This is a genomic window from Luteimonas abyssi (assembly GCF_001482195.1).
GTDB classification, from domain to species: Bacteria; Pseudomonadota; Gammaproteobacteria; order Xanthomonadales; family Xanthomonadaceae; genus Luteimonas; species Luteimonas abyssi.
Genome location: NZ_KQ759763.1, coordinates 1636239 through 1648618, shown reverse-complemented (window position 1 = coordinate 1648618; position 12380 = coordinate 1636239). Strand labels below are relative to the sequence as shown.

The window sequence follows — 12380 nt, the reverse complement described above, 5'->3', positions numbered from 1 at the left end:
GTCGAGCTCAAGCCGACCGGACTTCGTGACCCTACCCATGCCTTCTTCGCTCGCCCAGCCGCTGCTGGCCTCTCTCGACCGTCTGCAGGAGGGCGTGTTGCTGTACGCGCGCGACGGACGGCTGGTCTACGCCAATCCGTCGGCGCGGGCGCTGGGGCGTTCGCACCCGCTGTGGTCGGAAACCGACCCGCGGATCGAGGATCTGCTGCCCGCGCACGCGCCCGAGCAGGCCCGCGCACAGGAGCGCTGGAGCGACTATCTGTCGTTCGGCGAGGGTCGCACGCTGGCCGCACGTCTGCACGCGCTGCACGACCAGGACGACCAATTGCTGCTCCTGCTGCAGGATCCCGGCCTGATCCGCGAGGACGACCAGGAACTGCTGCGCCGGCACGAGGAACTCAACGTCCGCCTCACCGCCGCGCAGGAGCAACTGTTGCAGGCCGAGAAGATGGCCTCGATCGGTCAGCTGGCCGCCGGTGTCGCGCACGAGATCAACAATCCGATCGGCTACGTCCACTCCAACCTGGGCAGCCTGCAGGAGTACGTGGGCAACCTGTTCGCGCTGATCGATGCCTACGACCGCGCCCTGCGCGCGCCCGAGCCCGACGAACTGCGCGCCGAGATCGATGCCACCCGCGAGCGGCTGGACATCGACTTCATCAGCCGCGATCTGCCGCAACTGCTGACCGAGTCCCGCCAAGGCATCGAGCGGGTGACCCGGATCGTGCGCGACCTGAAGGACTTCTCGCGCTCGGACCGCGACAACGCCTGGAAACTGGCGGATCTGCATGCCGGGCTCGATTCCACCCTCAACATCGTCTGGAACGAACTGCGCTACAAGGCCACGCTGGAAAAGCAGTACGGCAAGCTGCCGATGATCGAGTGCATGCAGTCGGAGCTCAACCAGGTCTTCATGAACCTGCTGCTCAACGCAGGCCAGGCGATCGAGGAACGCGGCGTGATCAGCGTGCGCTCAGGGCTGGGCGACGGCACGGTCTGGATCGAGATCGGCGACACCGGCAGCGGCATCGCCCCGGACATGCTGGCGCGGATCTTCGATCCGTTCTTCACCACCAAGCCGGTGGGGAAGGGCACGGGTCTCGGGCTGTCCATCTCGTACGGCATCGTCGCCAAGCACCACGGCCGTATCGAGGTCGACAGCGAGCCGGGCGTCGGCAGCCGCTTCCGGGTGGTGTTGCCGGTCCGCCAACCCGGCAGCCACGGCTGACCCGCGCTGTCGCCGGCGACGTCGCCAAGGCGTCGTCGTCAGCTCCCGTGGTCCCGGTTGCGCTGGCTGTCGTAGGTCCGGAATGCCTGGCTGATGTGCTCGCGCAGCTCGCGGTCGTCCCAGGGCTTGGTCAGGAACCGGTAGATGGCCCCGCGATTGATGGCGTCGGTGACAGTGGCCAGGTCGGTATAGCCCGACAGCACCAGGCGGATCGTGTCCGGATAGAGCATCTTCACCCGGCCGAGGAACTCGGTGCCGTCCATCTCCGACATCCGCTGGTCGGACAGGATCACCTGGACCTCGTTGGTGGCCAGCAGCCCGAACGCGTCGCGGACGTTGCCGGCGGCGAGGATGCGGTAGCCGTCGCGGCGGAACAGCCGCACCAGCGAACGCAGCACGTTCTCCTCGTCGTCGACCAGCAGCAGGGTCCGGTCCGGCTGGGTGGCGGTGAACAGCTCGGGGCGCAGGTAGCGGCGCCGCAGCGCCTGGCTCGCGGTGTCCGCGCTCATCGGCTCGCCGAACAGGTAGCCCTGGAAGAAATCGCAATCGGCGCGGCGCAGGAACCCGAGCTGGGCCTCGGTCTCCACGCCGTTGGCGATCACCTTCATGCCGAGCTGGTGGCCCATCGCGATCATCGCGCGCACGATCGCCGTCTCGCGACTGCCGGCCGGGGCGGCATTGATGAAGCTGCGGTCGATCTTCAGGATATCGGCCGGGTAGCGCACCAGCGCGCCGAGGCTGGCGTCGCCGGTACCGAAATTGTCCAGGGTCAGCCCGACGCCCTCGTGCCGCAGTTTGGTGACCGCCTGATAGACCGCGTGCGCGTTGTTGTTGAGCGAGCTCTCGTTGATCTCGAGCAGGATCGACGACATCGGCAGGGCGGCCTGGTGCATGCGCCCGAGCAGGCCATCGACGAAGCCGGGCTGCAGCAACTGCAGCGTGGACACGTTGGCGCCGACGAAGAAATCGTCGAACCCCTGCTCGCGCCACGACCGCACCTGTTCGACGATCTTTTCGATCATCCAGTCGCCGATCTGGACGATCACGCCCAGGCGTTCGGCAGTCGGCAGAAAGCGTTCGGGCAGCAGCAGACCGAGCGACGGCGATTGCCAGCGCACCAGCGCCTCCATGCCGACCACGCGGCCGTCGCGGGCGCTGATCTTGGGCTGGTAGCGCAAGCGCAGTTCGCCGTTGGGCAGGGCGTCGACGATCTGGCGCGCGATCGCGCTTTCGCTCTGGACGCGATCGGTCGCCTCGGTGGTGTGCAGTTGGACCGGCTCGCGCACCAGGTGCGAGGCGCGGCGCACCGCGGTCTCGGCCAGGTGCAGCAGGGCCGATGGGTCCTGTGCATGCTCGGGAAACAGGCTGATGCCGACCTTGGCTTCCAGGAACAAGGTGTAGGGAAGGACGACGAGCGGGCGCCCGATCGCGTCGATCAGGCGCTGCGCCAGCGCCTGGACCGCGGCGGGTTCGGCGCTGCTCAGCGGCGCGGCGACGACGAACTCGTCGCTGCCGTGGCGCCAGACCCCGCTGCGGTCGCCGAGGCATTCGGCCAGCCGCCCGCCGACCGTGTCGAGCGCGGCGTCGCCGACGTCCGGTCCCATGTTCTGGTTGATCGACGCGAAGTGCTCGATATCCAGATGCAGCAACGCGACGGTTTGGCCCCGCTCCCGGGCCTGGTCGAGCACTGCGATCAGTCCGGGGTGGCCGGCACCGAGGCGTTGCAGGGGCGGAGGCGAAGCCGGATCCAGGAGAGGCATGCCCGGATTCTAGCCGCCGGAACTGGGCATGCGCTCGTCGGCAGCGCGCAGGGCGACGATGGATTCCGCGCGCGGCGGCAGACGCGCGTCGACGCGGGTGCCGTCGCCCGGCGCCGACACCACGGAAACATCGCCACCCACGCCCTGGGCGCGCTCGCGCATGATCAGGATGCCGAGACCGCCTGCGCCCGCCACGGGATCGAAGCCGCCGCCGTCGTCTTCGATCCGCAGACGCAAATGTCCATCGTCGCCGTTGAGCCGCAGCGACACTGCGCCGGCCCCGGCATGGCGGAGGGCGTTGGTCAGCGCCTCCTGCGCGATACGGAAGCAGGCCTGCTCGATCTCGCGGTCGGGCCGCTCCGGCAGATGCTCGATCTCGAGCGAAAGCGCGGGCGTGGCATTGCGGAACAGGCGCTCGGCATGCCAGCGCAGTGCGGCTTCCAGGCCGAGCGCGTCGAGTTGCGGGGGGCGCAGCAGGATGGAGATGTCGCGCACGCGCTCGATGGTCGCGTCGGCGAGCACCAGAATGTCGTCGATGTCGTCGCTGCGGCGCTGCGCGTCGGCTTCGTGGCGGGCTGCGCTGGCCGACATCTTGATGGCGGTGATGGCCTGGCCGATTTCGTCGTGCAGCTCGCGCGAGATCGCCCGGCGCTCGTCCTCCTGCAGGGTGAAGACGCGTGCCGCCACCGCCTGCAGTTGGCGGTTGCCCTCGGCGAGTTCATCGCGCATCCGCTCGGCTTCGGACTCGGCGCTGCGGTCGCGCAGACCGGCCCAGCGCATGCCGCCGCGCGCGCACCCGACGGGTGCCGTGTGCAGTTCGACATCCCGGACCCGGCCGTCGGGCCGTCGGATGCGATGGAGCGACACGGCGGGTGGCGTGTCGCCCGGTCCCGGCATCAGTGCCTGCAGGGCGGCCGCGTCCAGGCTGGCGACGTCGCCGTCTCCCAGCGCGAAGAACGTCCGTGCGGCCGGATTGACGTACAGCAGCCGGGGACCGACCGCCTCGTACAGCCAGGCCGGATCCGGGTGCAGATCGAGCAGCTGTCGATAGCGCCGGGCGTGCTCGAGCTCGGCGCGGTGCGCGCGCACGATCCCGGCGGCGTGATGGCGCAGCAGCAACCACAGCCCCCCGGCCGTGACGATCACGAACGCGATGCCCTTGAGCGACTGCAGGTTGCGCACCGCCGTCTCCGCGAAGATCGCATCGACCATTCGATCGCTGAGGAGAATCCAGGCGATGCCGATCAGCAGGTACAGCACGGGAATCCACCACCGCAGCCCCGCCAGGCGGGCGCCGGGTACGCTGCGTCCCGCCGCGGTGCCGGCGGGCTCCAGATCGGACGCCATGGGCTGCGATGACCTCGTTGCGGTGGCTGTCGCAGCAGTCTAACGCGGGCGTCGCGATCTCCCTCAACTTCCGCGCGGGGACGCCGCTATCGATGGGGCGAGCCCGCCCGTCCCGGCCGGCGCAACGCGACTGGAGCGCAGCCGTCCGATGGAATCCGGCGTCATTTCGAGCCTGCTCAGCCACCCTGTCGCCGACGGGCTGCTGGTGCTCGATCGCGAGGGTCGCTGTCTGCTGGCGAATCCGGCCGCGCGCAGCCGTGGCCTGGACCGGATCGTCGAGCGGCACGCGCACGCGTTGGCCGGTTACCGCCATCGGTTGCAGGCCGGTACGCCCCAGGCGCTGGACTGCGAACTTCCGGCCGGCGACGGCTGCCTGAGCGCATGCCTGCGGGTGATCGCCGCGGACGAAGGCGGCGCGCCGGTGGCGTTCTCGCTCAGCGTCCGGTTGCCGTCCGACGACGCCGAGTGGTTGCAGGCCGCCGACGCCGGCGGTCACGCGCTGTGGGTATGGGACGTCCGCCGCGACCGTTTGCGGCGATCCGAGGCATGGGAGGAACGCCTGGGCGCCACGTCCGGAACGGACACCTTCGAGGATGCGCTGCAGTCGATCCATCCCGACGACCGCCAGCGTGCGCGCGAGGCCATGGACGCCTGCCTGGCCGGGCGCCTTCCGGTCTACCAGTGCGAGTACCGGCGCCTGCACGACGACGGGAGCTGGCGCTGGCTGCGCGATTCCGGCCGGGTGATCCACACCGCATCCGACGGCGCCCCGATCTGCATCGCCGGCACCTTGACCGGGATCGACAGCCAGAAGCAGCTCGAACAGCGCCTGCGCGAACAGCGCGGGATGCTCGAGGATGCGCAGCGGCTGGCCGGCATGGCCAGTTGGACCTGGGACGTGATCAGCGACGTGGTCTGGGCCGCGCCGGAACTGCGCGACACGCTCGCCATCGACAACGGCGTCCGGGTGCGCGCGTGGGTGCGTCACTGCCGGGCGAACGCCACCGCGTTGCGCGAGGCCTGGCGCGCCATGCGCCGGGGCGAGGATCGCGTCGGCTTCGATCTCGAAGCGCCCGGCCGCGCGGGTGTCGTGCATCTCCGGGTCTGGGCGTCGCAGCACTGCGACGATCGGGGCCGTCCGACCCGGGTCCTGGCGCAGATCCAGGATGTGACCCGGCAGATCCGCGCCGAACACGAGTGGCGGCGCGGCAGCGACCTGCTGCGCCGCGTGGCCGAACTCGGTCGTATCGGCGGCTGCGAGATCGACCCCGCGACCCGCGTGCTGTACTGGACCGGCGAATGCGCACGCCTGCACGGACACGAGGACGGCACGCTGGCGCTGGACGAACTCCTGCGTCACTACACGCCCGAATCGCGCGATGCCTTGCAGGCCGCCATGGTCCGCGGCGCCGACGGGGCGCCGGCGGAGGCGCTCGAACTCTGTTTTTACCGGCCCGACGGACAGCAGGTCTGGACGCACGCGGTCATCGACTTCGAGCGCCAGGCCTCCGGTATCGGTCGGCACCTGGTGCTGTTCCGCGACATTACCGGCGAGCGCGCCGCCAACGAGCGCATCCGGCGCCTGTCGCACTACGACCCGCTGACCGGGCTCCCGAACCGACTGTGTCTCCGGGAGGAGGTCGAGCAGGCGTTCGCGGAAGGCCCCTCGGCGGGGCAGGCCCTGCTGTTGCTGGACCTGGACGGTTTCGGCGGCATCAACGAGGCGCACGGACCGGCCGCGGGCGATGCCATCCTGCGGGCGGTCGCCGCACGCCTGCACATTCTGGTGGAGGCCGGCGATCTGTTCGGACGCCTGGGGGGCGACGAGTTCGCGATCCTGATCCGCCGCCAGGAAGGACGCGGCGCAGTGGAAGCCTACGCGCGGCGGATCGTGGCGGATCTGTCGGGTCCGGTGCCGGTGGGCGAGGAACTGTTGCACCTGGGCGTCGCCGCCGGCATCGCGATCCGCCCGGAGAACGTCGGCTTCGACGACCTGCTGCGCGGTGCGACTGCGGCGCTGCATATCGCCAAGCAGGGCGGGCGCAACCGCATCGAGTTCCACAGCATCGAGGCCTGGCATCGCGCGCGGCGGCGGCTCCATCTGGAGCAGGCGTTGCGTGGCGCACTCGAGCGCGAGGAAATGTCGCTCGTCTATCAGCCACAGATCGACCTCGCCCGGCAACGGATCTCCGGCGTGGAGGCCCTGGTGCGCTGGGAGCATCCGCGACTCGGCGGCTGCCTGCCGGAGGAGTTCGTCCCGATCGCGGAGATGTCCGGCGACATCGCCGCCATCGGCGACTGGGTCCTGCGCGAGGCCTGTCGCCAGGCGTCGGCGTGGGCCGCCGCGGGGATCGCGTTCGGCCGCATGTCGGTCAACGTCTCGGCGGTGCAATTGCGCGATGCCGGTTTCGCGGCCAGCGTGCTGTCGGCATGTACGGAGGCCGAGTGGCCGCCCTCGCGGCTGGAGATCGAACTGACCGAATCCGCCTTGCTGCGCGACACGGAGACCCTGCGCGAGTGTTTCCAGGTGCTGACCGCGGCCGGCGTCGCCCTGGCGATCGACGACTTCGGGACCGGGTTCTCGAGCCTCAGCTATCTGAGCCGGTTTCCGGTGGGGCGGCTGAAGATCGACCGCAGCTTCATTTCCGGTATCGGCGAGGGCGAACGCGCCACCGAGGTGGCGCGCGCGATCATCCAGCTCGGCAAGGCCTTACGCATGCAGGTGCTGGCCGAGGGCGTGGAAAGCGCCGACGACGAGCGCCTGCTGATCGACGGCGGTTGCGACGAGGCGCAGGGATATCTGTACTCGCGCCCACTCGCCGCGCGCGACATGGCCCGCTGGCTGATGGCCCACGGGGCACCGGGCGGCGCACCGTCGCTCGCGAACGTGCGTCACGGCTGACGCGCCCGGCAGGCGCGCCGTCGCGCGCTTAGCCGTTCGTGCCGATCCACGTCCATGACGTCCGGCGCGTCTGCGCAGGCACACGCCATGCGCCACTCGTTCGCCGTGGCCTCAGGTGGAGAGCGGGGCAGGCTGTGCCCGGACCGGGGCGGTATCGGACCGCCTGCCGTGCGGGATTCCCACGCCTGTCGCCGATGACGCGACCGGGTCGCGCGACAGCCGGTGCGGTGTCCGAGCGCGCGACGCCGATGCCTGCCGCGGTCCCCGGCGCAGGATGGCGTGTTTCCTGCCCCGACCCGCGCACGCCGGCGCGCCCCGGGTCGCCCGGATCAGCTGCAGGCGAGATCCCATTCGATGACGCTGGCGATGGGGTCGGGCGCGACCGGACAGGGGGGCAGGCGGGCCTGCAGCACGCGCAACTCGTCCATGCCGATCCGCTCCAGCCGCGCCAGTGCATCGGCGGGCGCGGCGGCGGGCACGCTATCCGTGCCGCAGGACACGAACGACCGGGCCCCGGCACGGATGGCCGGGGCCCGGTTCGCGGCGGCGCTGGCGAGCGGCACTGCCAAGCGGTCAGAACAGTTCGACGGTTCCGGCGCCCATCGACTCCTGGGCGACGGGCTTGTGCGGCGGCTTTTCCCAGGCGCTGCGCATCTCGCGCAGACGCTGGCCGATCCGCTGCAGGGCGCGCATCAGCTCGTCGTCGAAGACGCCGCCGTTGCGCCGCAGGAGATCCTGCAGATCGATCGCTTCGCGATTGATCGCGTTCAACCGCTCCAGGTGCGAGTGCACCCCGCCCAGTGCCTGGGTGGCGATGTCCTCGAACTGCAGGGCGCGCACCGCGTCGGCCACGCTGGCGTCGATCGCCCGGCCGCAGTCGGAGATTTCGCGCATGCCGTCGCCGAGCGAGCGATTGATCGCGGCCACCTGGTCGAGCATGCCGGCGGCTTCGGAACGCGCCTCGCGGGAGCGGTCGAGATCGCGCGAGGCCATGCCCGACACGGTATCGCGCACCTTGGCGATCGACTCCTTCGACGAATGCGCCAGCTTGCGGATCTGCTCGTTGAACGCCGTGGAGCGCTCGGACAGGTTGCGCACTTCGTCGGCGACCACCGCGAACCCGCGACCGGCCTCGCCGGCACGGGCGGCCTCGATGGCGGCGTTGAGCGCGAGCAGGTTGGTCTGGTCGGCGATGGACTTCACGTCCTCGAGCAGGGCGAAGATGCCATCCAGATGACCGGCCATCTCGTCGATGTGCGACACCGTGGTCACGCTCTGGCCGCTGACCTGCTCCAGCGCCTCGACCAGTTGCTCCATCCGCTGGCTGGCGTGCTGGGCGAAGCGGGCCACGTCGGCACCGCCGCCGTCCTGCTCGCCGGTGCGGTCGAGGATGCGCGCCATCGCCTGCGACTGCTGCCGCGACTTGCGGTTCATCGCATCGAAGCTGCTGCCCAGACCGCTGACCGCCTGGCGGATCAGCTCGCGGGCACGCTCGACCTCGACCCGGGAACCCTCGATCTCGCTGCCCACGAACTGGCGCAGTTCGCCGAGCAGTTCGTCCTGCTCCTTCATGATCCGGGCCTGCTCGGGCGGCTGGCGCACTTCGCGGCGCAGCAGCCAGACCGCCAGCACCAGCCAGCTCGCGGTCAGGGTGAACAGGATCGCCCAGCGGACGGGCGCCGCCCAGTCCAGCGCGAATGCCAGCGGCAGGAGCAGGGTCAGCGACAGCGGTGCAGCGAGACGGATCAGGGGGCGAGCGTACATGGGCGTTCCCGGAGAGGTTCTACGATGCTGGTATCGGCATCCGCGCCCCGGGCTTTAGTCATTCTCGACGTACGCGCGCCTGCCCGCCCGTCCGCGCATCCGCTCACAGCGCGCCGCGACGCGCCGGCGCGGTGCCGGTCGCCGTCCATTTCTTGCGGAACGTGTCCCTGCGGAACGAGGAGGGCGCCGGACGCCCCGGCCGACTCAGGGCACCAGGCGCTCGAGCGAGGCCAGCATCCGGCCGCGCGACAGCAGCAGATCCCACTGCCGGCCGCCGAGCTGTCGCCACAGCACCGTCGATCGCACCGCGGCCAGCAACAGGGCGCGGATTTCCGCCACCACACTGGCCTGACCCAGATAGTGGGGCGATCCCTGCACCATGACCCGGGGTCGCAGATGGCTGATGGTGTCGGCGTACAGCGTACCCAGTGCGTTGAGCACGTCGGGATGCATGCTGCCGTGCGCCTCGGCCTGGGGCGCGATCCGGCGCAGACCGGTCGAGACCGCTTCGATGGCGCCGGATTCGGAGGAGAAGCGGCGCTCCAGCCGCATCACCGACATCGCCAGCTTCGGCACCGCATCTTCCTGGGTGGTGCGGGCGAGGGTGTCGCGCAGCATGCGCAGGCCGGGCAGCAGGCGCGGCACGCCGCCGTAGACATCGGCCACGGAATCGGCATCGATCCGGAACACGCTGTCCACCACCGCTTCGGCGGCGTCGTTGCGGGACTGGCCGGACTCGGCAGTGGTCCTGACCTGTTGCAGGGCCTGGGTCAGCGCGGCGAGCGCGAGCACCCGATCGTCGAAGGCATCACTCATCCGACGGATTCTAACCGCTGAGGGCCCCGACAGCCGAGGGGCTGCCGGTCCGGGGTGCGTCGGTGGCGGCGATCACCGCGCCACCCAGGCATTCGTCGCCGTCGTAGAGCACCAGCGACTGGCCGGGCGTGACCGCGCGTTGCGGCCGGGCGAACCGCACCGTCAGGGCGCCGTCGTCGGCCACCTCGACCTCGCAGGCCTCGGCCGTCTGCCGGTAGCGGGTCTGCGCCAGCGCCTCGAACCGCGCCGCGGGCGGCGTACCGGCGACCCAGTGCGCGGATTCGGTGCGGGTGACCGTGGACAGCAGCCAAGGGCTGTCGTGCGCCTGGTCGACCACCAGCACGTTCTCGTCCACGCGCTTGTCCACCACGTACCAGGGCGCCGCCGCATGCCCGCGCACGCCGCCGAGGCCCAGACCCTCGCGCTGTCCGAGGGTGAAATAGAACACGCCCGGATGGCGGCCGATCGCACGGCCGTCGGGCGTCTGGATCTCGCCCTCGCGGGCGGGCAGGTAACGACCGAGGAAGGTGCGGAAATCGCGTTCGCCGATGAAGCAGATGCCGGTGGAATCCTTCTTTCCCGCGGTCGGCAGGCCGGCCGCGGTCGCCTGTGCGCGGACATCGGCCTTGAGCATGTCGCCCAGCGGGAACACCGTGGCGGCCAGTTGCGCCTGACCGAGCTGGTGCAGGAAGTAACTCTGGTCCTTGCCGACATCGCGGGCGCGCAGCAGTCGCCAGCGTCCGTCGCGATGCGCCACGCGGGCGTAATGACCGGTGGCGATGCGTTCGGCCCCCAGTTCGCGCGCGGCGGACAGGAAGTGCAGGAACTTGATCTCACGATTGCACAGCACGTCCGGATTGGGAGTGCGTCCTGCGGCATATTCGGCCAGGAAGTGCTCGAACACGCCCGCCCAGTACTCGCCGGAGAAATCCCGGAAGTGGATCGGGACCCCGAGCCGGCCGCTGACCGCCACCGCGTCGCGTCGATCGTCCTCGGCACGGCAATCGCCGCTGCCGTCGTCGGCCCAGTTCTGCATGAACAATCCGGCGATCGGCTCGCCGGCATCGCGCAGGCGCAACGCGGCCACCGACGAATCGACGCCGCCGGACATGCCGACGATGGTGCGCACCGCGCTCACGGCACCTGCGTCACGGCATGCAGCGGGAAACGGCGCCCCGCCAGGTAATCCTCGACGGCCTGCCACACCAGCGGACTGCGGTGACGCTCGCCCGCCTGCCGGAGCTCGGCGGGGGTGAGCCAGAGCGCGCGCACGATGCCGTCGTCGAGCGGGCGCTGCGGATCGTGCGAGACCGGCTCGGCCGCGAACGCGAAGCGCAGGAAGTGCTGCCCCGAGGGCGCCTTCCACTGGTAGGCGCCGACGAAATGGGTCGCGCGCACATGCCAGCCGGTCTCCTCCAGCGTCTCGCGGACCGCGGCGTCGGCGAGCGCCTCGTCCGGCTCCAGATGGCCGGCCGGCTGGTTCAGGACCAGCGCGCCGCCTACGGACTCCTCCACGCACAGCAGGCGTCCGGCGTCGGCCACCAGGGTCGCGACGGTCACATCGGGCTGCCAGAACCGCGAGGATCCAGCGCTCACAATGCGTCCAGATCGCCGGTGAACGCCTGCTCGCGTTCGTCCGCGATCTCGGCCGCCGCGGTCAATGCCGCCAGCAACAGGGTGGCGTCGACCGGCTCGGGCAGCTTGATGACGTAGAACAGCATCTCGCCGGCGATTTCCCATGCGCCCAGCTTGCGGGACCGGCTGTCGCGAAGCAGATCGCGCAGGACCGAGGCCTCGATGCCCTCGTCCAGACGCGCGGCCGGGGAGAACACCTCGCGCACGCGGCGGCCGGCGATCTCCTCGGTGTGGCCGGAGACGTACACGAGCTGGCTGCGCCCCTCGCGCTCCCAGCCGTACACGATCCGGTAGTCGCCGTCGTCGTCGACCTCGTACCCCACGCCGGCCTCGCCCAGGATGGCCGGGACCGTGTCGGCGACGTCCGTCGACGGCGCCGAAGGGGGCAGCTGGATGGGCGGCGCGTCCCCGGCCCAGACCGGGGACGACAGCAGCAGACCGGAAAGTAACCACGAGAGAGCGCGCATGGAGGCAGCGTCCGGGAAAGTGCGTTCCATTTTGCGCCCGGCCTGCGATGGCGTCCACGAGAGAGAGGAAGCGGAACGTATAATTCCACCCATGCCACGCAATCCCCAGCACGACCACGAACACGATCATGGCGTCGCCGTCGAAACCGGCCGCCCCGAAGTCGCCAAACCCCCCATGTACGCCGTCGTCCTGCTCAACGACGACTACACGCCGATGGACTTCGTCATCGACGTCCTGGTGCGTTTTTTCGCCTTGGATATGGAAAACGCCACCCAGGTGATGCTGCACGTCCATACACGCGGCCGTGGCGTATGCGGGGTCTACAGTCGGGAGGTGGCCGAATCCAAGGTGGCGCAGGTGAACGAATACTCACGTCTCAATCAGCATCCCTTGCTGTGCACCATGGAAAAGGCCTAAAACGGAGACGCGGTGCCGCCATGGAAATCCGGCGTCCCGGCCC

General features: G+C 70.2%; 10 protein-coding genes and 1 pseudogene. 3 read left to right on the top strand and 8 right to left on the bottom strand.

The window, feature by feature from the left end; all coding sequences use genetic code 11:
• Positions 1-37: 37 nt before the first annotated feature.
• Positions 38-1228 (top strand): ATP-binding protein, encoded by a 1191-nt coding sequence (locus RG19_RS06820; RefSeq protein ID WP_082672533.1) that lies wholly within the window; start codon positions 38-40, stop codon positions 1226-1228.
• 38 nt (positions 1229-1266) lie between these two features.
• On the opposite strand, the gene RG19_RS06815 is transcribed toward RG19_RS06820, so the two are convergent.
• Positions 1267-2988 carry an EAL domain-containing protein gene (locus tag RG19_RS06815; protein WP_058834622.1) on the bottom strand — a complete coding sequence of 574 codons (1722 nt, stop codon included), beginning with the start codon at positions 2986-2988 and terminating at the stop codon, positions 1267-1269.
• Positions 2989-2997: 9 nt separating this feature from the next.
• Positions 2998-3786: pseudogene (locus RG19_RS18500) on the bottom strand (sensor histidine kinase); the annotation flags it as partial.
• Positions 3787-4483: 697 nt separating this feature from the next.
• Here RG19_RS18500 and RG19_RS06805 point away from each other — a divergent pair.
• Positions 4484-7237 carry a GGDEF domain-containing phosphodiesterase gene (locus RG19_RS06805; protein ID WP_058834620.1) on the top strand — a complete coding sequence of 918 codons (2754 nt, stop codon included), beginning with the start codon at positions 4484-4486 and terminating at the stop codon, positions 7235-7237.
• Positions 7238-7566: 329 nt separating this feature from the next.
• Here the strand turns inward: RG19_RS06805 and RG19_RS17555 are convergent, their stop codons facing one another.
• The 6 genes from RG19_RS17555 to RG19_RS18175 form a co-directional block, all read right to left on the bottom strand.
• A complete protein-coding gene (locus RG19_RS17555; protein ID WP_157515188.1) occupies positions 7567-7716 on the bottom strand; it encodes a hypothetical protein in 150 nt (49 codons plus the stop codon).
• Positions 7717-7810: 94 nt separating this feature from the next.
• Positions 7811-9001 carry a methyl-accepting chemotaxis protein gene (locus RG19_RS06795; protein ID WP_058834618.1) on the bottom strand — a complete coding sequence of 397 codons (1191 nt, stop codon included), beginning with the start codon at positions 8999-9001 and terminating at the stop codon, positions 7811-7813.
• A 204-nt stretch (positions 9002-9205) separates the two neighbouring features.
• Positions 9206-9817, bottom strand: coding sequence for a high frequency lysogenization protein HflD (hflD, locus tag RG19_RS06790; RefSeq protein ID WP_058834617.1), 612 nt, complete (start codon positions 9815-9817; stop codon positions 9206-9208).
• Between the two features lie 10 nt (positions 9818-9827).
• The gene (gene mnmA, locus RG19_RS06785; RefSeq protein WP_425599722.1) at positions 9828-10928 is read right to left on the bottom strand and encodes a tRNA 2-thiouridine(34) synthase MnmA; all 1101 of its coding nucleotides are present in this window, start codon (positions 10926-10928) and stop codon (positions 9828-9830) included.
• 23 nt (positions 10929-10951) lie between these two features.
• Positions 10952-11413, bottom strand: coding sequence for an NUDIX hydrolase (locus RG19_RS06780; protein WP_058834615.1), 462 nt, complete (start codon positions 11411-11413; stop codon positions 10952-10954).
• Positions 11410-11919, bottom strand: a complete 510-nt coding sequence (locus tag RG19_RS18175; protein ID WP_238376599.1) for a hypothetical protein — start codon at positions 11917-11919, stop codon at positions 11410-11412. The genes RG19_RS06780 and RG19_RS18175 overlap by 4 nt, the downstream gene beginning before the upstream one ends.
• 91 nt (positions 11920-12010) lie before the next feature.
• On the opposite strand from RG19_RS18175, the gene clpS reads away from it, so the two are divergent.
• A complete protein-coding gene (clpS, locus tag RG19_RS06770; RefSeq protein WP_058834613.1) occupies positions 12011-12337 on the top strand; it encodes an ATP-dependent Clp protease adapter ClpS in 327 nt (108 codons plus the stop codon).
• Positions 12338-12380 lie beyond the last annotated feature (43 nt).